At 51.7% G+C, this 22,269-nt stretch carries 15 protein-coding genes and 1 pseudogene; 7 read left to right on the top strand and 9 right to left on the bottom strand.

Features of this window, described 5'->3' with window-relative positions; genetic code table 11:
• Window positions 1-56 precede the first annotated feature (56 nt).
• Window positions 57-1,184: a 4-phosphoerythronate dehydrogenase PdxB gene (pdxB, locus tag RDN66_RS06695; protein ID WP_202217518.1), complete on the bottom strand. Its 1,128-nt coding sequence runs from the start codon at window positions 1,182-1,184 to the stop codon at window positions 57-59.
• Window positions 1,185-1,293: 109 nt separating this feature from the next.
• On the opposite strand from pdxB, the gene RDN66_RS06690 reads away from it, so the two are divergent.
• The 4 genes from RDN66_RS06690 (at window position 1,294) to RDN66_RS06675 (ending at window position 9,385) form a co-directional block, all read left to right on the top strand.
• Window positions 1,294-2,409, top strand: a complete 1,116-nt coding sequence (locus tag RDN66_RS06690; RefSeq protein ID WP_202217517.1) for a flagella biosynthesis regulator — start codon at window positions 1,294-1,296, stop codon at window positions 2,407-2,409.
• A gap of 769 nt (window positions 2,410-3,178) precedes the next feature.
• A complete protein-coding gene (locus RDN66_RS06685; RefSeq protein WP_202217516.1) occupies window positions 3,179-4,360 on the top strand; it encodes a DUF2169 domain-containing protein in 1,182 nt (393 codons plus the stop codon).
• A complete protein-coding gene (locus RDN66_RS06680; protein WP_308537715.1) occupies window positions 4,360-8,997 on the top strand; it encodes a PAAR-like domain-containing protein in 4,638 nt (1,545 codons plus the stop codon). Before RDN66_RS06685 ends, RDN66_RS06680 begins: the two co-directional genes overlap by 1 nt.
• A 10-nt stretch (window positions 8,998-9,007) precedes the next feature.
• Window positions 9,008-9,385: an Imm50 family immunity protein gene (locus tag RDN66_RS06675; protein ID WP_202217513.1), complete on the top strand. Its 378-nt coding sequence runs from the start codon at window positions 9,008-9,010 to the stop codon at window positions 9,383-9,385.
• Between the two features lie 64 nt (window positions 9,386-9,449).
• On the opposite strand, the pseudogene RDN66_RS06670 reads toward RDN66_RS06675, so the two are convergent.
• Window positions 9,450-9,729 (bottom strand): annotated as a pseudogene (locus RDN66_RS06670) (SymE family type I addiction module toxin).
• Here RDN66_RS06670 and RDN66_RS06665 point away from each other — a divergent pair.
• Window positions 9,673-10,524, top strand: a complete 852-nt coding sequence (locus RDN66_RS06665) for an RHS repeat domain-containing protein (protein ID WP_308537714.1) — start codon at window positions 9,673-9,675, stop codon at window positions 10,522-10,524. The pseudogene RDN66_RS06670 and the gene RDN66_RS06665 overlap by 57 nt on opposite strands.
• Window positions 10,525-10,672: 148 nt before the next feature.
• Here RDN66_RS06665 and RDN66_RS06660 read toward each other — a convergent pair whose 3' ends face one another.
• The 3 genes from RDN66_RS06660 to RDN66_RS06650 all read right to left on the bottom strand — a co-directional run bounded on the left by RDN66_RS06660 (window position 10,673) and on the right by RDN66_RS06650 (window position 14,148).
• Window positions 10,673-12,346 carry a carbohydrate porin gene (locus RDN66_RS06660; protein ID WP_202217512.1) on the bottom strand — a complete coding sequence of 558 codons (1,674 nt, stop codon included), beginning with the start codon at window positions 12,344-12,346 and terminating at the stop codon, window positions 10,673-10,675.
• A gap of 122 nt (window positions 12,347-12,468) precedes the next feature.
• The gene (locus RDN66_RS06655) at window positions 12,469-13,800 is read right to left on the bottom strand and encodes a PTS sugar transporter subunit IIC (RefSeq protein ID WP_035895074.1); all 1,332 of its coding nucleotides are present in this window, start codon (window positions 13,798-13,800) and stop codon (window positions 12,469-12,471) included.
• Between the two features lie 36 nt (window positions 13,801-13,836).
• Entirely contained in the window at window positions 13,837-14,148 is a 312-nt protein-coding gene (locus RDN66_RS06650) for a PTS sugar transporter subunit IIB (protein ID WP_202217511.1), read from the bottom strand.
• A gap of 200 nt (window positions 14,149-14,348) precedes the next feature.
• On the opposite strand from RDN66_RS06650, the gene RDN66_RS06645 reads away from it, so the two are divergent.
• The gene (locus RDN66_RS06645; RefSeq protein WP_202217510.1) at window positions 14,349-15,086 is read left to right on the top strand and encodes a GntR family transcriptional regulator; all 738 of its coding nucleotides are present in this window, start codon (window positions 14,349-14,351) and stop codon (window positions 15,084-15,086) included.
• 3 nt (window positions 15,087-15,089) lie between these two features.
• Here the strand turns inward: RDN66_RS06645 and RDN66_RS06640 are convergent, their stop codons facing one another.
• Complete coding sequence (locus tag RDN66_RS06640; protein ID WP_202217509.1) at window positions 15,090-16,265, bottom strand: MFS transporter; 1,176 nt, start codon at window positions 16,263-16,265, stop codon at window positions 15,090-15,092.
• Window positions 16,266-16,471: 206 nt separating this feature from the next.
• The gene (gene fabB / locus RDN66_RS06635) at window positions 16,472-17,683 is read right to left on the bottom strand and encodes a beta-ketoacyl-ACP synthase I (RefSeq protein WP_035895077.1); all 1,212 of its coding nucleotides are present in this window, start codon (window positions 17,681-17,683) and stop codon (window positions 16,472-16,474) included.
• A gap of 160 nt (window positions 17,684-17,843) precedes the next feature.
• Here fabB and mnmC point away from each other — a divergent pair, with 160 nt between their 5' ends.
• Entirely contained in the window at window positions 17,844-19,841 is a 1,998-nt protein-coding gene (gene mnmC, locus RDN66_RS06630) for a bifunctional tRNA (5-methylaminomethyl-2-thiouridine)(34)-methyltransferase MnmD/FAD-dependent 5-carboxymethylaminomethyl-2-thiouridine(34) oxidoreductase MnmC (protein WP_202217508.1), read from the top strand.
• Between the two features lie 47 nt (window positions 19,842-19,888).
• Here mnmC and RDN66_RS06625 read toward each other — a convergent pair whose 3' ends face one another.
• Both RDN66_RS06625 and RDN66_RS06620 read right to left on the bottom strand, forming a co-directional pair.
• The gene (locus tag RDN66_RS06625; RefSeq protein ID WP_308537713.1) at window positions 19,889-21,943 is read right to left on the bottom strand and encodes a sulfatase-like hydrolase/transferase; all 2,055 of its coding nucleotides are present in this window, start codon (window positions 21,941-21,943) and stop codon (window positions 19,889-19,891) included.
• A 224-nt stretch (window positions 21,944-22,167) separates the two neighbouring features.
• The coding region (locus tag RDN66_RS06620; protein ID WP_000496773.1) for an IS1 family transposase at window positions 22,168-22,269 on the bottom strand (102 nt) is incomplete at its 5' end.

The raw sequence follows: 22,269 nt of genomic DNA, 5'->3' as shown, positions 1-22,269 counted from the left end.
TTTACTCCAGAAAAAGCGACTCTGCCGGAGTATCCAGCAGAGTGATTAAGAAGACATTAACAATGTACGGCGTTAAACCCGAGTTTTTGCAGCAGCTCGGCGGCATCGGCATCATCACACTCAACGGTTAATGATGACCACTCACGACGCTCGAGATAATTTTTGCGCAGTTTGTCGAATTCGCCCGGGATCCCCGCCACTTTTCGCAGCGGCGCATCATCGCGGCGCACATCATACACCAAATGGGCCAGTCTTTTCAGCGTAGGCTGATCGAGCGGACCGTGCAGGCTAATACGGCCGAACTCCGGCGCGGGCAGCAGCGTAGAGAGCGCCACTTCCTGCGGTTGACCGATAAACTGACTGTAGGCTTCAAACACCTGGGTGGTGCCGCGCGCTTTACCTTCCAGCGTGTAACCTGCGATATGCGAGGTGCCCAGATCCACTTTATCGAGCAGCGCCAGGTTGAGATCAGGCTCGGGTTCCCAGACATCCAGCACGACGCTAAGATTCTGTCCTTCTTCCAGACATTTCAGCAGCGCAGCGTTATCGACAACCGGGCCACGACAGGCGTTGATCAGAATCGTCCCCGGCTTCAGGCGGCGAATCAGCGCTTCATCGGCAAGATGCAGAGACTTATACTGCCCTTCTTTATAGAGCGGCGTATGGAAAGTGATAACGTCAGCTTCAGCAACCAGTTCGTCGAGCGAGCGGAAATCGCCTTCGTCGCCGTTGTCCGCACGCGGCGGATCGCAGAGCAGGGTTTTAATGCCCAACGCCTCAAGGCGCTTTTGCAGACGACCGCCCACGTTACCCACCCCGACAATACCAACGGTGCGGTCAGCCAGCGCAAAGCCGTCTCGTTCGGCCAGCATCAGTAGCGCCGAGAAAACATATTCCACCACGGCAATCGCGTTACAGCCAGGTGCTGCGGAGAAGCCAATCCCCGCCTGGGTCAGCCACGACTGGTCGACGTGGTCGGTGCCCGCCGTCGCCGTACCGACAAATTTAATCGCCTTGTCACCGAGTAGCGCTTCATTCACCTTCGTTACCGAGCGCACCATTAGCGCATCGGCATCGGTTAGCGCGTCGGTCGGAATCGGGCGACCAGGAACAGCCCTCACCTCGCCCAGGCGGCTAAAAAGCTCACGGGCGTAGGGCATATTTTCATCAACAAGGATTTTCACGGTTCAGTACCTGTCTGAGAGCGAGAGTAAACCGGGGAAGTGTGCCATAATCTTGCCGCCAGGAATACTCGCGCCTGGCATCAGTACCGCTTTGCAGAAAGGAATAATCATGACGCAACCCATCTCAGGTATGCCTGCGCGCCCTCCGGGGGCCGGCCCTACACCGCTTTCCAATGCTGGAGAGCAGCCGCTGAGTCTCCAGCAACGCACCGTGCTGGAACGCTTGATCACGCGCCTTATCACGATGACCTCACAGCAAAATGCTGAGGTATGGGCTGGCGTGAAGCACGATCTGGGCGTGAAAAGCGATACGCCGTTGCTGTCGCGTCACTTCCCGGCAGCGGAACAGAATTTAAATCAGCGCATCGGTACTGCCGAGCAGAACTTCAGTATGAGACAAACGCTGTCTCAGTTGACCGAGCTGCTGGGTCAGGGAAACAACCGCCAGGCCGTCAGCGATTTTATTCGCCAGCAGTACGGGCAAACCGCGTTGAACCAGCTAACGCTGCCGCAGCTTAAAAATGTGCTGCAGCTACTCCAGCGTGGCCAGCTTTCTATTCCTCAACCGCAGCAGCGCCCGGCGACCGACCGCCCGCTTCTCCCAGCGGAGTACACCACGCTCAATCAGCTGGTTGGCAAGCTTTCTGCGGCCACCGGTGAGCCGAGCAAGCAAATCTGGCAGTCGCTGATAGAGCTCGCCAGCGTGAAGCCCGAGGCGCTCTATTCAGATAAAGCGCAAACACCGTCCAGCGAGGCCAATAAGCCGTTGTGGCAGTCGCTTCAGGAATTTTCTCCGGTTAAAACCAGCGAGCTTATTCCCGCTAAATATTTCACTTCGCTGGTGACGTTGCTGCAAGCACGATTGACGCTGAGCACGCACCCTGCGCCTACGCTTAACGTTCTTCAGGCGGCGCTTAAGCAACCGCTGGGCGATCAGGAGTTTCAGGTGCTGCGTGATTACGGGCAGCAGAGCTGGAATATTACGCCGCAAACGGTGCTGACCCCCGTTCAGGTTCAGGAGTTGCTTAATCTGCTTTTCCTCAAGCGTATTGAGCGTGAGCGCGTGGCACATGCCGAGGCGCAGGTGTTGGAAGCGCGTAATATTCAGCCGATTTACGCCCCGTTTGCGCCGATGATTACCTCGATTAAGTCGCTGTCGGCACGGCCTGGGTTGGCCTTTGTGGTGCTGATTGTGGTGGCGGTGCTACTTTGGGTGCTGCTGTAAGCTCAGCATCTGGGCATCACTGCATCATCTAATCGATTACTGGAACGATGAAGCCTCTGCTGGAAACCGGCGAGCCGGAGAGTGGAAGACAAGGTCAATGCGCCAGGGATGGCGGATTGAAACGAACCGAGACAGAACAACATTACCGGGAGTAAATTTGAACAACGCTTGCGTTGACCCCGAAGGGGCAAGGTCCATAAATGGGCCGAGTAATCTCGAGTTTCACCGTGCCGCAAGCTGGAGTTCGTAGGTGAGCGCGGTGTGAAACACCGATTTCCCTGCGGGCAGCGGGGATTGTTAAGGGGGATGCGGTTGTATGAACGGATCACATTCATCCAGATTCACCTCGCTATCGGTTCATGTTCTCCATATGATTAAAATGGCCTGAAAAGGCAGTGTCAGAATCCAGCCATGAGCTGGTAAAGTTGAGTTGTCTGATGCAGAGTCAGACCCGCGTTCTGGCGTAATAAACGGAGCAAAGAGCGCTGTCAATTATTCATAGTAAATATTAATTAAGTCACAAAATATAAAACCACAAATATAATTAACAATATCAATCACCACATTGAATAATGATTTCACTCATGCAAACAAAACCATATGATAAATATAATATAAAATCCGATAATACTGACACACCTCACAAAACCTGCATTCAAAAGACTTTCTAATCAACAGCTCGCTGCAATTAAATTATTTCCATTCATATATCAGATAACCAGGAAATATAAATAAACACGCTTTATTTTACTGGTCAGGAACGTAATAAATGGAATTTCGTAATCTGACGCCATTCTCCGTGATGGCGTACGCCATGGAAGATATTTATGGCAAACGGCATCACGTTGTTGCCATGAAAACCGGCTTTCGTCTTGTACCGGGCGATAAGGGTCAGTTGCAGCCGGTGCTGATGGAATATCCGGCGCTGCCGTTATGCCTGGAAGATAAATTTTTCGGGGAAATAAATATTTCTCCGGTCAGACAGGAAAGTGACCTCGCTCCGCTGAAACCCGCCTGCGATATCCTCGTCAATGGCACGGCTTACACACCGGATGGCATCGCTGTGCCGGAAATGACTGCGGCTGTATCAATACACGCCCCATCCGGCGACGTGATACTGGACAAAAGGCTGCGCATAACCGGTCAGCGCTTTTACCAGCATCAGGCGTTAACCGGGCAATGGTACGAAACGGAACCTGAGCCCTTCACCTCGCTGCCACTGAACTATCGCTACGCCTTTGGGGGGGAATGCCGTGTGGAGACGGACTGCGATTATGCTGACCGCATCCCGGAAGCCCATCGCCTGACTGAGACACAGCGCAGCGGGCATCCTGATAAAGAGAATCCACCGCTGGCGCACACCGTCTGTCCGGTTAACCCGCTGGGGCTGGGTTATGCGCCGTCCTGGTATCTGCGGGCCAGCAAAGTACAGCAGGTTGAAGCCCCGCGCATTATCGCCACGGACACACCGTTCACCCTTGCGCATTTTATTGCCGTTTCCGGCGATAACGCTGACTGGTCGGCCCCGGAATACCAGCCCGCCGGTTTTGGTGCCACCGGCCGCACCTGGCTCCCCCGGTTGCCGCTGGCCGGAACCTACAATCAGGAATGGCTGGAAAACCGCCATCCGGGCCTGCCGGAAGATTTTGATTTCCGCTACTGGAACGCGGCACCCCATGACCAGCAAATTCCTTTCCCCCGTCCCGGAACAACGCTCACCCTGAGTGGCCTTCATCCTGAGGGCGACATCACGTTTACATTACCCGCCAGCCAGGCCGGTATTCTGCTGCGGATGGTCTCCGGTGAGTGTGTTCCGCAGCTGATGTGGACCGACACGCTGCTCATTGACACGGATGCGCTGACTGTTGAGCAGACCTGGCGTTATCTGTTGCCCGTTAATTCGTCAGTGCGGGTGATGGAAGCCCGTTATCACGTCGCAGGAGAACAATGATGGCGGAGAACTATATCGCCCGTCAGGACGGGCAGTGGACAGTCGTCAGCCTGACGCCGGACGTCTGTAAAACCCCGATGGGGCCCTCCACACCACCGGTTCCTTACCCTGTCACCGCCAGACTGGGTGATGCCGTCCAGGTTGTACCGTCAGTCAACGCAAACCGGCATCCGGTACTGGTTCTCGATCAAAGTTTCGTTCCCTCGACAAAAGGCGACGAGCCGGGTGTGGCTAAGGGAGTGAAAAGCGGCACGGTAGGGGATATCTGCGAGCCGCTGGAGCACAGCACCACCTTCAGAGTCAGTAGCAAGCCGGTTCTGCGTCACTTTGATAAGTTCTGGATGAACGCCCGTAATACCACGGGACTGATTATCGGGCAGCCGCCCGCTGCCAGTGTTAAGGCAAAAGAGGCTGACCCACAACCTGTACCGGAAACGGAGAAGGAGCAAAGCCTCTGGGACATGATGCTGATGGTCGAGAGGGACAGAAACCAGGCGCAGATGGATTCAGCCCCCGCACAGCTTGATCTGACGATTGGTGCCGCCAAAACGTTCTGGAACCAGTTTCCCGATATGGTCACAATGCTGGGCCAGGGTGCGGTGATGCAGCATGCCGGGGAAATGCAGATGAACGGGGCCATACTGTCTGCCATGGGTCAGGAAGACCTGGGGGAAGACATGTATAACATGGGAGGTAATATCCGCGACCATGCCAGTGATTTTAATCTGGATCGGTACCGTCTGGAGATGAGCAATGAGACGCAGGCGCTAGGCGGAAAAATCTACGACTATGGTTCGCTGGCGCTGGGGGGATTTGGCCTTGCGAAAGGCGGATTCACGCTCGCCAGAACCCTTCGGGCTGCCAGGAAACTCGCAAATGAAGGGGAAAATGCCGGTAAGTTCACCGCTGACTTACTGAAAATTAAAAATGGCGAAAATGCCATCAGTGATGTGACAGCTCCGGAAAAACTGGCTGATGATGTGCTCCCCGACAGTGACAGCGGGGCAATAATCAAGGGGGAAAGTCAGGCAAACAACGGCCAGGGAAAAAATACCAGCCAGTCCGACATGACCTGTACAGGCGACCCGGTGGATGTGGCCAGCGGCAGCCTCATTCAGTCTCTCAGTGTACTTATACTTCCAGGTTCCCTTCCCCTGACCCTCTCGCGTTTCTACCGTTCCCAGGCCACAGGTGGCGGGATATTTGGTAAAAAATGGACGGATGAATGGTCCTGCTCACTGACGGTTCACGATAACGACCTCCACTTTACCGACCATGAAGGCGTGGTGCTCTGGTACCGTATCCCGCAGGACGGTATTTTCCGCAATATCAGCAATTCCCGTCAGGCACATTACCGGCTGTCAGGCGATATGCACGGGGAACTCACCGTCTTTGACCGCCGCTCGCAGCAAACACGGGTATTTTCTGCAACAGGTTGCGGCATTTATCTGCTGTCCGCCATGTATGACCGCTATGGCAACCGCATTGATTTCATCCGCACCGATGGTCTGCTGACGGAAATCCACCACAGCGACGGCTACAGGCTGGCACTCACCTGGCAGCAACAACAACTGATGAGTATTGACCTGGTCGCCCCGCAGCGCCAGCGTCTGGTGACCTGCCGGTATGACAATAATGGCTATCTGACTGAGTGCGACACCTTCCAGTTCACCCACCTGTGGCATGAGTATACGCAGGAAGGGTATATGACCCGCTGGAAGGATACGGCCAGAACTTGTGTCGATATTCATTATGACAGCCAGGGGCGGGCCATCAGCACCCTGTCAACTGAAGGGTATTACGATGACCATTTTGTCTATAACGACGAAGAGCACTGCACCACCTACATCGACGCCGAAGGCGGTGAAACGCGCTACTGGTACAACGAAGACGGCCTGGTCACCCGCAGCCTCGACCCGCTGGGCCGGGAAGAAATCACCGTCTGGGAAAACACACAGCTCCAGTCCCGCACCGACGCGCTGGGGCGCACCACGGCATATCAGTACAACGATGAAGGCGATATCCGACAGGTTGCCCTGCCGGGCGGTTACAGCCTGTATTACGACTATAACGAAGCCGGACAGCTTACCCGGCTGACCACACCGGGTAACCAAATCTGGCAGTGGGCTTACGACGACCACGGTAGCATGGTCTGTCTGACCGACCCGCAGGGCCGACAGCAGCAGTTCAGCTACAGCGAACAGGGGGATTTACTTAAACGCATTCTGCCGGGCGGCGCAGGCTGGCAGTGGGATTACGATGCGCTGCACCAGGTATGTAAAACCATCGCACCGGATGGCGGCGTGACGGAGACTGAACAGGATTTTCTCGGCCGTCTGCTGAGTGTGAAAGACCCGCTGGGGTTCACCACGCAGTTCCGCCACAGTAAAACGCATGCCGGGCCACAGGGCAGCGTGGAAGAAGTCAATCGCCCCGATGGCGTACGCGAACTGATGCGCCAGAACAGTGAAAAACTGCCGCAGAGCTTCACCGATGGCGAAGGCAAAACCACGCGTTATGAATACGGCGCGTTTGACCTGCTGACGGCGATTATTCGTCCCGATGGCGAACGGCTGGAGTGCCGCTACGATAAGCTCACCCGCCTGACCGAAATCGTCAATACCGAGGGGGAACTCTACCGTCTGGAATACGACAAAGCCGGACAGCTTGTCGCCGAAACCGACTTTACCGGGCGCACGCTACGCTATCAGTATGACGCCGCAGGCCGCTGCATCCGCACCACCTTCCCGGACGGCACGCACCTTAACCGCCGCTATAACGTCACTGACCAGGTGACGAATGAAGAAGTGACGCACGGCGACAGTGACCGCACGCTCAGCCACACCACCTTCCGCTATGACAATCTGTGCCGTCTGGTGGAAGTGAAAAACACTGACGCCACGGTGGCGTATGAATACGATGACGCCAGCCGGGTTATCGCCGAAACCCTCAACGGCAGGCGCACTGAGTACCAGTACGATGCGCAGCAGAATTATGTCACACAGCGTACCACCGCCGGTATCACGGAGCGTTTCAGCTGTGGGGTGATGGGCGAACTGAAAACGTGGCAGATAGACAACCACGCGCCATTAACCTTTGAACACGACCTGTGCGGCCAGGAAACCCGCAGAACAAGCTCAGCCGGATTTGACCTGCGGCAGGGCTACACGCAGACGGGAATGCTGACGGAGCAGCAGCTCGGCAACCTGGAAGAACTGAATCCGCACTACCGGCGCAACAATACCCTCCGCCGCCAGTGGCTGTACGACAAAGCGTATAACCTGACCATGATTGCCGACTCCCACCGGGGAACAATGGTTAACAGCCTGACGGCAAACGACCAGATTAACCACGCCACCTGGACGGGCTGCAGCCAGGTAGCGATGTGTGAAGAACGATTCACCTACGACCAGAACCTGAACATCGCCCGTCGCCAGACGTGGGTGAACGAGGTGATGGAAAGCGAGGCGCATCAGCGCCAGCAGCATGGCCGGGTCACATCGAGGGAGTATAAAGAGTGGCAGCACTCAACGCACCGGATAAACCCGCACAGTGGAATGCCGGAAGCCGGTAGATTTGTCAAAGTCATCCGGGATGAACAGACCATCTGGAAATACGATATCAATGGTCGCCTGGTGGAGAAAGTGGTTGATAAGGGAGGTTACCGCCCTCTTCTCTGGCGCTACCGCTGGGATGCGCGCAGCCAGCTTACCGGGCTGGAGACCCCGGAAGGTGAACGCTGGGAATATAAATACGACCCGTTTGGCAGACGCATCAGCAAGCGTTGCACCAACCGCGACAAGCCGGGTACGGATTTTCACTGGAACGGCGACCAGTTAACCGAAGAAATCCCGGTCAGTGCTGACGGTAAAGCCGATTATGAAAACGGCATCCGCTGGATATATGAACCGGGCAGTTTTACGCCGCTGGCACGTTATGAGAAGGGGCAACTGCACTATGCCCTGACGGACACCGTAGGCCGTATTCAGGAGCTGGTGACAGAAGACGGCACTATCGTCTGGCGGGGCAGACAACAGCTCTGGGGCCGGGAGGAAAGCCGGAACAAAGAAGATGCGCCTACCTGTCGGTTACGTTTTCCGGGGCAGTATGAGGATGTGGAATCAGGGCTGTACTATAACCGGTTCAGATACTATGATTGCGAAAGTGGACAGTATGTGTGTGCGGACCCGATAGGGCTGAGAGGCGGGTTAAACCTCTATGCGTATGTCAAAAATCCGCTGACGTGGATAGATCCATTAGGATTAGCTGGATGTAGTGCTCAATTCAAATCAAGAAATGAAGCCTTCAGAGCTGCGAAAAGAGATGCCGGTATTCCAATGAATCAACAACCAGATAGAATATTTAATTCTAAAACTGGATTTTATGGTGATCACAGAAATATACCAATGACTGACTCCAGAAAAAATCCTATTTTTGATAGCAATGGTAATCAAGTCTGGACAAGGGAATATCAGTTTACCAGAGCGGATGGAACTAAAATTATCATCCAGGATCATTCTGCTGGACACTCTTATCCTGGTGGAATAGGAAATCAAGGTTCTCATTTAAATGTAAGACCGATTGAGAATACTCGAACGGGGTCAGTCCCTGGTACATTTGATCATTATGAATTTTGAGGAGCGCAGCGTGTACTGGAATGATATTGATGGTAATATATTGTTTAACAAGGTTTTCACTAAACCTATTGAAGTAAATGAAATCGATGTCTTTGACATCAAAATAGATCGTGAAGCCGCTACAGTAATAATATCTTTTGACCTGGTTAATGAATTACCAGATAACCCACCGCCGAAATGGGTTAAAGGTTACAATAGATGCAGGTGTGGTATAAACTGTAGCGGAGTTAAATATTTAAAAATAGACGGTATGTCTACAGATATGCTGGCAAAAATAGAAATATATACTGATAATAATGAAGTTATAATAAAGGGAACTGATATTTTTTTAAATCTGAAGTGTTCTCACATACAATTGATGGGGCCTTCGGTATATATCAGTCAATAAAATAAAAGCCGGGAAAGTAATCAAATCTTCCCGGCTTTTTTATTATTTAATCCCGTTCAGTACACTAAACCAGCACGTCCTTTATCCCCTTCACCACCTGCCGCACCTGATAAAGCTGCTCGCGCAGCTCCTGTACCTCGTCGCCGTCGGCGATCAGCACGATGCCCCCCTTCGAAATCCGCACTGTCACACCGTGCCCGGTATCAAACCCGCCTCAGCCAGTTCCCCTTCATCAACAGCGCCGGATAGCGTGAATAACACCGTGTGCGTAGCGTCTTTGGATCGACATGTCGGGTGGTCACATAACTGACTGTATAGCGCCGCTGCACCTTGGAAACACACAGACGGAGATGCTGACAGAACAGCAGCCCGGCAACCAGGAAGAACTGAATCCGCACTACCGCCGTAACAACCCCCTGAGCCGCCAGTGGCTGTACGACAAAGCTTACAACCTGACAATGATTGCCGATTCTCATCGGGGAACGATGGTTAACAGCCTGACGGCAAACGACCAGATTAACCACGCCACCTGGACGGGCAGCAGCCAGGTGCCGATGTGTGAAGAACGATTCACCTACGACCAGAACCTGAACATCACCCGCCGCCAGACGTGGGTGAATGAAGTGATGGAAAGCGAAGCGCATCAGCCCCAGCAGCATGGCCGGGTGACATCGCGGGAGTATAAGGAGTGGCTGCACTCGACGCACCGGATAAACCCGCACAGCGGAATGCCGGAGTCCGGTAAATTTGTCAAAGTCATCCGGGATGAACACACCACCTGGAAATACGATATCAACGGTCGCCTGGTGGAGAAAGCGGTTGATAAGGGAGGTTACCGCCCTCTCCTCTGGCGCTACCGCTGGGATGCGAGAAGCCAGCTTACCGGGCTGGAGACCCCGGAAGGTGAACGCTGGGAATATAAATACGACCCGTTTGGCAGGCGCATCAGCAAGCGTTGCACCAATCGGGATAAGCCAAGAATGGATTTTCACTGGAACGGTGACCAGTTAACCGAGGAAATTCCGGTCAGTCAGGATGGCACTCCGGACCATGAAAACGCTATCCGCTGGATATATGAACCGGGCAGTTTTACGCCGCTGGCACGCTATGAAAATCCCACCACTATAACGGTGGGCTGACGCCGGAAGAGTCAGAGAACAGTTACCATTTTTACTGTAGAACCGTGGCCAATATGACCTCACCACTACACCGTCCTAACAAATATCAGGTTTTGTCCTGAATTTGTGTATAAACGATAACTCATACCTCCCGGCTAATTCAGCAAACTCACCACCACACTTCAGCCTGAACCCCAGCCATAAACTCATTTTTGCTGTTGTCGTTAAACCTGAACTGCGACAACTCATTATCAATGATGTTGATATAGGTCCCGTAGAAACGGATTTCCGGACGCGAACCCAGCAAACTTTCCCCAACTTTGAGAGCATGATAAAGCGTCGTTTTATACGCCGACTCTTTCAGATCCTGCCCCTGCTGGGTGGTGTTCTTCTGGGCAAACCAACCTAGTTCGACGCCAGTCTGGTTCCAGGTATCCCAAATCCATGCCGGACGGATAACCGCGCGGAAGCTATTAAAGTCGCTACCCGCCCCGCTTTCATAGCTATAGACATCTTCACCGTGCGACCAGACCAGCGCATTCGCCATGATGATGCGATCAGCCAGATACATCTCCCCCTGTGAAATTAAACGCCAGGCCACGCCGTTGGTATGATCGCCGTAGTAATAACGCCCCTGCGCCATTGAGTTGCTGGCACCGGAGAAGTTGGAGAAACTGCTGGCGTAGGAGTTATTTGCCACCTGCAGGGTAAATTCATTAAACCCTTTGCGGTCAAGCTCCTGGCGGACAATCGCCGTCGCCATCCAGGTATCCTTCATCTCAAAATAGCTGTTGTTGCTCTCGTTACGTTTCTGGTCATCGGTTTTATTCGCAAAGGCATATTTGCCCATTAACGACAGCGAACCATCCTGCCACAGCGGAATATTACGATAACGGAGATCCACCGAGTTGGTGTTCATTTGGGTGGTGTTATTAAAGTCGCGCGAGTAAACGTCTACGTCATTGCGGCTTAACGAGGCATCAAGCTGCCCTACCCCCAGATTCCAGTTCTGAATACCCACCGCCGCCGCCACGTCGGTGGTGAGCGATTTCCAGTCCAGCATCTGGATTTCGTATTCCGGTAGCTTATGCTTACCAACCCAGAAATCGGCTTCGCGAGCAAACGGCAGGAAGCCTTTGGTGGTCAGGAAAATGTCACTAAACTGCATGATGTTTTCATTATCGCTGTCGCCAAACCAGGCATCGTTATACTGCTCTCCCACATTACCGTCGTAGGTCACGATGGCGTTCGCCGTTTTCCCGTCCTGGTTGTATACCCGCTGATTAAGAGTCAGGTCAAACCAGCCGCTCATTTCGTTACCGAAACGACCGAGCGAACCTGCGGCATAGGTTTGCGTCGAACCGTGATTAGAGGTTCCCCAACCGGAGCGGAAATAGCCTTCATAGCTGAAGCCAATATCCTCTTTAACAAATTTACTGATGTCCTTCATGGTGACACTTTCCACCGTCGGCTTTTTACCTTCGGTATTAATCACCGCCACCTGTTGAGTCGCTTTCACCTCTGGTTTAGGCACGTTTTTAACTTTTTCGCTATTCTCATTTTCAATATTTTCCGCCACCGGTGATTGTGCCGTCACGTTGGCAGCCATGACGTTACGCTGCTCGTTCTCTTGAATACTTTTTTGCAGCGTCGCGACTCTATCTTTATAATTCGATAATTCTGATTGCGTTTGTTTTAATGCCGTTTTATTTGCAGATAATTCCGCCTCGAGCATTTCAAGACGTTGTTCAACAGTTAATTTCGCTGCTATCACATCAAGTGGAGATAATGCGGCCAGGATAGATAAGGACAATAAGCTAACCTTCAATGTGCTTGAATTCATAGGGTACCCTTAAAATATAATTATAATATTACCTTCAGCCATTACTGACTGAAGGTGAAATGCTAATACAGAGGATGGTTTAAATAATTCGCCCTTCCGTGAGGGAAATATTCTTTGAGGAATTACGAATTCTGTTCCGCAGCGGCCGACATATTGACTTTGTTGGCGGCAATCACGAACGGCAGGTAGATTAACGTTGCGACGACCAGACACAGTATGCCGACGAACAGCGCCATCCAGTTACCGCCGGTACCAAAGAAGGCAATAAGCGGCCCGGGCGTGGTCCACGGTACCGCGTAGGCAATCGGTGGGATGATTTCCAGGGTAATAAAGAAGTAGCCAATCAGTGAGTTAATAAACGGTACCAGAATAAACGGAATCACCAGAATCGGGTTCAGTACGATAGGCAGGCCGAACATCACCGGCTCATTGATGTTAAACAGGCCAGGCACAAAAGCCATTTTGGCGAGATCGCGGTAGTCCTTGCGGCGAGAGGCAATAAAGATAGCCAGCAGCAAGCCCAGCGTCATCCCGGACCCGCCGCAGTTGGCAAAGGCGTCGTTAATACCGGTCCAGGTAATCGGGTACGGCGCACCCCAGGTGGAACCATGAGAGGCGGCATAGGAGAGGTTTTCCAGATTCGCTTCCGAGAAGATAGTCTCACGAATCGCCGCCACGGTGTTCGGCCCATGAATACCGAGGATCCACAGGAAGTTCGCCACCAGCCCCAGAATCAGTACGGTCACGATGTTGGTGCCCATATCCTTCAGCGGTGCCTGGATCAGGGTGTAGATCAGGTCGTTCAGGCCATTTGGCGAGATTTTAGATAGCAGGTAGTTCAGTACAGAGAAGAAGATCATCACGAAGAAGATCGGCAGCAGCACTTTGAAAGAACGTGCCACAGCAGGCGGCACCGCCGCTGGCATGTTGATGGTGACCTTCGGGTTACGCGCCAGGCGACAGAAAATTTCGCTCGCCAACAAAGCAACGATCACCGCTACGAATAGCCCCTGCGGTCCCAGATATTTGGTGCTCAGATAAGCCTGCCCGTCGATAATCGTATACGGGGTATAGACCACGAAGAACGCGCCAATCGCGGTCAGGCCGCACAGCAGGTCATCCTGCTGATAGCTTATCGCCATGTTACGCGCCACGAGGAAGGTAATCAGCACCGCCATGATATTGACCGAGCCGTTCATCACCGGAGTGAAAATTTGCTGCGCGTCGGCGAGGTTCGGGAATATCGTCCCCAAATGCAGGATACTGGCGATAAAGCCGTCCGGCGAGAGGATCGCGAAGTTAATCAGAATAATGAGTGAGCTAGCCATGACGATTGGGAATGACAAAATAAAGGCATCGCGAATGGCCGAAACGTGGATCTGAGAGTTTAATTTAATGGCTATCGGAACGAGGATTTTCTCCATCCCGCGTTCAAATGAATTCATTAACCCCATAATGGTCCCTTAATTTCCGAATGAAATAAACAATAATTATTGATTTAATAACTGACGAGCTTGTTCAAACACCGCCTGACCATCCATTTGGCCATAATTTTTCATATCAATGACCGCAACAGGAATTTTCCCCTGTGCAATTGCTTCAATTTCACTCTTTTGAAAACGAACCTGCGGACCTAGCAGCACAACATCTACGGCATTTTTCTTAATTTGTTCTTTAGCTTCAGAAATAGCTAACGCATTAATATTCGCTGGAATATTAACCGCCTCAGCATGTTCGCGCATTCTTTTCACCAGCATGCTCGTCGACATTCCCGCCGCACAGACCAATAATATATTTTGCATCCCCATCTTCCTTTCTCAATAAAATATGCCATTAATTGACGACCACTTTAATAATTGTTAATTTTCGTAACCAGCATTCCGATCACAGTTAACGGTGTCAAAGTTGTTCAACAATTGACTGATAGATGGACGTGTTGGTGCATTATTGCGAAAACGGATTCGTAACCTTTTGTTTAAAAAGGATTTAAGGAGGTTCAAAAGTGATCTACCAGAACGTCATTAATCTGCTTAAAAACAGATTAAATAGCTCGATCTACAATATCGGCGATCTTCTACCGTCGGAAAAAGAGTTGGCAGAACATTATGATGTTTCGCGCAATACTTTACGCAAAGCGCTAAAAACGCTGGAAGAGGAAGGGATGATTGAACGGCGGCATGGTTCAGGCACCTATTTGCGAAACAAGCATTTTCAAGCCTCAGTGACTCATCTCGATAGCTTTACCGAAATCGCCCGCAACGAGGGTAAAACACCCACCAGCCAGATACTAAAATTTGAGCTTCAGACGGCTTCTGATGAAATCGCCAATAACCTGCGGGTAATGCACGGCGAACCGGTTTATTACGCCAAACGCCTGCGCTTAATCGACAATATTGCCATGCAGATTGAGGAAACGTGGCTCTCTGCCAGCCGCTTCCCGGACCTGACGATTGCGCATATGAAGAAGTCGAAGTTTGCGTATATTGAGAACGAATGCGGGGTGAAAATTCTTGGCTGCTATGAGTCAATTCAGCCCATTCTGCCGTCACCGGATGTCGCCAACCTGCTGCATATCAGCGCGTTAGACCCGATTATTCGAATGCAAACACAGGCTATTGATGAACAATCAAACCCTATCGATTACTCGATTCTGTACACCAATATGTTTGAATTTCAGGTGAAGTACTTCCTGCCACGTAAAACGGTTGCCGGCTCCCAGACGCGCAGAGCCGGGCAATAACGATTACTTACGGAATGACCACAGGGTGACCACTATCCCCAGTACAGCGGAAATGGCTCCGCCGAGGAAGACGGACGGATAACCGAACGAAGTTGCCAGCATCCCCGCCAGCGGCCCGGATACGCCCAGTGCGATATCCTGGAACGCGGCGTAGCCGCCCAACGCCGTACCACGAACCTGCTGCGGTACTCGCTTGACCACTTCCACGCCAAGTGCCGGGAAAATCAGCGAGCAGCCAGCGCCGGTCAGCGCCGCGCCGGAAAGCGCCACCCATGCGCTCGGTGCCTGCCATAGCAGCAACAGACCCACCGTTTCGACTAACAGGGAAACCACCGCAACCTTAACGCCCCCGAAGCGGTCCGGCATCCAGCCAAACAGAATACGCACCAGCACGAAAGTGCCGCCGAATGCCGTCAACGTAAAGCCAGCCATCAACCAGCCTTTGCTCATAAAGTAGAGCGAGATAAATGTGCCAATCACCGCAAAGCCCACGCCCTGTAGCGCTAGCCCCATACCCGCCTTCCAGATAAGCCCAATCACGCTGAACAGCGACGGGCGCTCCCCCGCCATGGCGGCGACTTTACGCACCGAACCATTAAAGGCCCAGGCCAGCAGCGGCAACGCCATGGTGACCCCGGCCAGCACGGCAAAACCGTAGCGAGCGTTGATAAATAGACCCAGCGGTGCGCCCGCGGCCAGTGCACCAAAAATAGCCATGCCGTTCCAGGACATCACTTTGCCGGACTGCTTCGGCCCTACCAGCCCCATGCCCCAGGTCAGAGTGCCGGTTAACAGCTGGCTTTCGCCGAAGCCCAGAATCAAGCGCCCGACGATAAGCAGGCCAAATTTGACCATCGCATCCACCGGCAGCAGCGCCGCACCAAGCCAGGCGGCCCCGGCAAACGCGCAGGCGGCCATGCCCTGCAATGCCGAACGCTTACCACCATACTGGTCCGCAAGGCGTCCGGCATAGCCGCGCGTCAGCACGGTCGCAAAGAACTGAATGCCCACGGCAATACCCACCATGGTGTTGCCGTAGCCCAGCTCCTGGTGCACAAATAGCGGAATGACCGGCAGCGGAATGCCGACGGTTAAATAGGTCAGAAACACCGCAAAAGCGATACGAAATAGCGACCCGTTCGAGGAAGATGTTGATTCAGTTTGAGTTACTGCTGTCATGCTTTACTCCATAAAACGAGTAAGGCGAGGTGCTATAGCCACGCCCCCTCTACCTGTGAATCAGGATTAAGGTGCGTTGGTTGACGTTGAACGCTTACGCATTATCGTGATGATAATGTTGAGCCAGGAGTTTGCCTGTTATTTCAGGCGATTGTCAACGCAAAAAAAAGGAGCCTGAAGGCTCCTTTTTCTCACCAACTGTAAAATTACAGCTTACGCATGACCAGCGTGGCGTTGGTGCCGCCGAAACCGAAGCTGTTGGACATGACGGTAGTCAGTTCACGCTCGGTTGGTTCAGTCACGATGTTCAGGCCAGCAGCCTGCTCGTCCATCTCGTCGATGTTGATGCTTGGAGCGATAAAGCCGTGTTCCAGCATCAGCAGAGAGTAGATGGCTTCCTGTACGCCAGCGGCGCCCAGAGAGTGACCGGTCATTGCTTTAGTTGCGGAGATTGCCGGGCTGTTGTCACCGAACACTTCCTGAATGGCGCCCAGTTCTTTCACGTCGCCTACCGGAGTAGAAGTACCGTGGGAGTTCAGGTAGTCGATTGGGGTATCAACGCCGTGCATCGCCATCTTCATGCAACGCACTGCACCTTCACCGGATGGAGCAACCATATCTGCGCCATCGGAGGTTGCGCCGTAGCCAACGATTTCTGCATAGATATGCGCACCGCGAGCCAGAGCGTGTTCCAGTTCTTCAACCACAACCATACCGCCGCCGCCAGCGATGATGAAACCATCACGGTGTGCGTCATAGGTACGGGACGCTTTTTCTGGAGTGTCGTTGTATTTGGTGGACAACGCACCCATTGCATCGAACTCACAGGCCATTTCCCAGCCCAGCTCTTCGCCGCCGCCAGCAAAAACGATGTCCTGTTTGCCCAACTGAATCTGCTCTACCGCGTTACCGATGCAGTGTGCGGAGGTCGCACATGCGGAGCTGATGGAGTAGTTCACGCCGTGAATTTTGAACGGCGTTGCGAGGCACGCGGAAACCGCAGAACCCATCGCTTTGGTCACAACGTATGGACCAACCGCTTTCAGGCCACGCGGGCTACGCATTGCGTCAGCACCGAATACCTGAGCTTTAGAAGAACCACCGGAGCCGGCAATCAGGCCTACGCGCGGGTTGTTCTGATAATCTTCTGCTTTCAGGCCAGAGTCTTCAACCGCCTGCTGCATGGAGAGATAAGCGTAGATAGAGGCATCGTTCATGAAACGGACCACTTTGCGGTCGATAAGACCGGTGGTGTCCAGTTTGACGTTACCCCATACGTGGCTACGCATACCAGAATCTTTGAACTCTTGAGAGAAAGTGATCCCCGAGCGTCCTTCACGCAGAGATGCCAGGACTTCCTGCTGGTTGCTACCGATGCTGGAAACGATACCCAGGCCAGTAATCACTGCACGTTTCATTCAATACCTCTGTAAGTCATCACTATTTTAAAGTTTCGAGTCGCAAGATAGCGTACACTTGTACGCCGAACAAGTCCGATCAGCAATTTTATGCAGAAATTTGCGCCTTCGAGCCCGCATCGTTAAGATCCTCAGACTCCTTGCCGCACGAGTAACTTACGTGAAACATAACACCATACAATCTGCCAACCTCGAATTTAACAGTGAGGGTACACCTGTTTCCCGAGATTTCGACGATGTCTACTTCTCTAATGACAACGGTCTGGAAGAAACTCGCTACGTCTTTCTCGGTGGTAACCAGTTGGATGAACGCTTTCCAACCCACCCCCGCCCGCTGTTTGTCGTGGCAGAAAGTGGTTTTGGTACCGGTCTCAATTTCCTGACGCTATGGCAGGCGTTTGACGCCTTTCGCCGCCAGCATCCTGACGCTACGCTACAAAGATTACATTTCGTCAGTTTTGAAAAATTTCCGCTGAAGGCAGACGACCTACGCCTGGCGCATCAGCACTGGCCGGAGCTGGCACCCTGGGCCGAACAGCTTCAAGCTCAGTGGCCGCTGCCGCTGTCAGGCTGTCATCGTTTGCTGCTCGATGAGGGGCGCGTTACGCTGGATTTGTGGTTTGGCGATATCAATGAACTGACCGATAAGCTTGACGATACGTTTAACCAGCAGGTTGATGCCTGGTTCCTTGATGGCTTCGCTCCCGCCAAAAATCCGGATATGTGGACTCCGGCGCTTTTTGCCGCAATGGCGCGAACAGCCAGACCAGGCGGCACGCTCGCCACCTTCACCTCGGCAGGATTTGTCCGCCGTGGCTTGCAGGAAGCTGGGTTCACCATGCATAAGACCAAGGGCTTTGGCCGCAAACGCGAAATGTTGACCGGCGAAATGACCACCGCACAACCCAACGTGAAGCGCACGCCGTGGTTTGCACGTACAGCTAGCGAGACACGTGAAGTGGCGATCGTCGGGGGTGGCATCGCCAGCGCCCTGCTTTCGCTCGCCCTGCTGCGTCGTGGCTGGGCGGTGACGCTCTATTGTGCCGATGAAGCCCCTGCTCATGGCGCATCAGGCAATCGCCAGGGCGCGCTCTATCCCCTGCTTAGTCCTCAGGATGCCGCCCTGGCGCAGTTTTTCCCTGCGGCATTCCTCTATGCCCGGCGATTCTACGATGCCCTGTCCGTTGATTTCGATCATCAATGGTGTGGCGTCACCCAACTTGGTTATGATGAAAAAAGCGCGCAGAAAATCGCCAACATGCTAGCAATGGGTTTACCCGCCGAAATTGCTCACCCGGTAACCGCTAAAGAGGTTCACGATAGCGTCGGTCTCGAAACAGGATGCGGCGGTATTCAATATCCGCTTGGCGGCTGGCTGTGTCCGGCTCAACTCACCTCCGGCGCATTTGATCTCGCGGCACAGCAGGGAATGAAAGCGCACTTTGGAAAAAAACTCACCACCCTCATCCGAGAAGAAGACAGCTGGCTGCTCGGCTTTGAAGATGGGCAAACGGTAACATCGCCTGCTGTAGTACTAGCGACCGGGCATAACATCAATCAGCTTATGCAGACCGAAGCACTGCCGGTCTACGCTGTTGGCGGTCAGGTCAGCCATATCCCAACAAATAAAAATCTAGCAAACCTGCGTCAGGTACTGTGCTATGACGGCTATTTAACACCACAAAACCCAAGCAATCAGCAGCACTGTATTGGAGCAAGCTACCATCGCGGACAACGTGATATGGCGTTTAATGAAGAAGACCAGCATCGCAATAGGCAGAGATTGATTGACTGCTTCCCACATGAAATGTGGACGCAAGAGGTAGACGTAAGTGACAACGAAGCACGTTGTGGTGTGCGCTGTGCGACGCGCGATCATCGCCCAATGGTCGGCAATGTTCCGGACTACGCCGAGACGCTCAAACAATATGATGCAATGCCAGGTGATATCCCGAATGCCCACGCTGACGCACCGGTTTATCCTAATCTGTTTATGTTGGGGGCGCTTGGGTCACGGGGTCTGTGTTCAGCGCCGTTAGCAGCTGAAATTCTGGCGGCGCAAATGTCCAGTGAGCCACTTCCACTTGATAGAGAAACGCTGAACGCGTTAAACCCAAACCGGATGTGGATAAGAAAGCTATTGAAAGGAAAACTATGATTTAAAGTCAGGGTACGTACGGCGTACCCTGACTTACCCTCAATCAACTACTCGTCGTTAAAATCAACTTTAATCGCGATCGTTTTGTCAGAACCTGCCGATTTTTCTTCGACTATATTCAACTGAGCATCCATAACCGCAATATAGGGATTTCCCACCGCAATCTTGTTTAGATTACGTAGTGCAAGGTCGGTAGGTGGATTAACAATACCGTCCTTACATTCAGCTTCAAGATTACCAACAACAGAATAAAAAAGTGGTTTAGCTTTTGGCTTTAAAGGCGATTTTTTAATGTATTGATCAACCAATACCGGTCCCTGATTTTTGTTACATACGGGAAGTTTGCCAAGAATATCGACATAGAAAGTCACTCCGATATCGGGGTCTTTAGTATACGATAATCGGGATAAATACAGTCCAGAATCGACAATCTGTTCTCCGCCAATATTCGAGGGCCTTACAACTGAATCTCGACCTGAAGCCTGAACGCCAGAGAAAGGAAAACTTGAAGTTTCAATCGATTTAAGCAGTACCTGACCCCATTCGATCAAATTTTTATCAGCCAAGGCTTTGCGTAAAGCATTAGCTTGTGTAGTCGAAACTTCTGTATCAGTACCTTTCATAATGTTCAGAGTTTGCGCACCATCTGGGAGCACACCAGATGTATGATGTATTGATGCCAAAGCCCCATTATAGTAACAGTACTGTTCGCCAAACTTAGCCAAATCAGGGGAAATGGTCGCTAATATGCGGCAGCGATCTACCCATAAAAACAGTTGAGTATTGCTGGCAAAATTAACAAGATAAAACTCAGGAAGGAAACGATTATCACCTCCTGATATCGGGTTTTCGCTACGATAAGAGACTTCGACAATTTTACCTTCAGCCGAGTACCGAACAACAGATGGGAAAGTTAACGACTGGCCACCGATATTGATCAGCTTAGTTCGGGAATCAATCGTTATCTCCTTTTTGAGTTCAGGATACCCCCAAAATGCCATATCAATCACTGTGCGCCATGAGACGAGTTTTTTATCCAATATACTTTGATAAGAAAACGTTTCAGCAAGCGTAGGTAAAGGGCCATTTAGATCGCGTCCAAGCGCAATCGGATTGGAGCCATACTGTAGATAATTTAATACCGTTGGGGCCACATCTAATGTAGTTCCTTGACGCCCATTCAGTGCTGGTTTAACACCAGCCCCAGTTATCATCAGTAAATTATGGCGTTCAGCTTTCTCCAGCGTCTGATAGGGTTTAACCATGACAGGTGCCAGGTGATCGGAAGCAAACACCACGATGGTATCTTCTAACACACCAGCAGCCTTCAATGCCTTATAAACATTACCAATCAATAGATCGGTGCAATGCACGGCATTAAGGAGACGGTCGCTACCATCCCCATATCTCACATTTTCACATTGATGTGAGAGATACCCTTCAGGCTGATGGGTACCAATGTTAATTGAGAAGATCCCCCAGGGCGACTGAGTATTCCGCAGGGCGTTAACATCTTTCAGTAACTGCTGATACAGCGTATCATCATACAATCCCCAGTTGTTGATATAACGATTACCAACATGCGCTTCGATAAATTCATCTTTACCTTTTATACTGGCAAAACCATGATCTTTATAAAACAGGCCTTTCCCCGCAAACTCCATTTCTGCACCACCCATAAATTCAAGGTGATAACCTTTGGATTTCAGAATATCACCTAAACATACAGCGTTAGGCATAAAGTTATTCATACGGAAATCTTTATTAGTAAATGCAGAGAGTAGCGGGAGCCCACATTGACTGGAAACCATACCCGCCATTGTCCAGGAGCCGCCAATTGTTTGACCAACATTGGTAAAAGATACGCTTTCTTTTTCTATTTTATGTAGTTCAGGAAGTAAACCTGGGAACAGGTTTTCGTCCATATAGTTTTTTTCTAAGCTCTCAAGGTAAAAATATATGATATTTGGGGGTTTCTTGTTTGTAATGGTAACTTTCGGCTTAATGAAGTATTCTGGGAAATCATCTATTGTCTGAGTAGTAAAAAGATAGGAGACTAAATTAGATGTCGCGGGAGCACTGGCAAAAGCACAAAATACCATAATCACCCCCTGAAAAACGGACACAATTGCTGCTTGTGAATTATGGCAATGATGAAATCTTTTTAAGTATAGTAGGATTATTGTGAGAGTAAATAGTTGTGCTAACACAAAATAGAATATCAGGAGGTTAAAATCACTAAGCCCTGCACCAGTGATACCAAAGCGTAGATGATAAAAAACAGAATCATCAAATCCTATACCTGTGAACCGGTAATGACTCCAACTTACTGATAGTGTTTTATGTTCAGATAATGCCCGATGACCTTGTCATGCAGCTCCACCGATTTTGAGAACGACAGTGACTTCCGTCCCAGCCTTGCCAGATG

This window comes from uncultured Kluyvera sp. (genome assembly GCF_902485085.1).
Taxonomy (GTDB): Bacteria; Pseudomonadota; Gammaproteobacteria; order Enterobacterales; family Enterobacteriaceae; genus Kluyvera; species Kluyvera ascorbata.
Note: the sequence above shows the minus strand (reverse complement) of the source record. Positions and strands in the feature narration are given on the sequence as shown.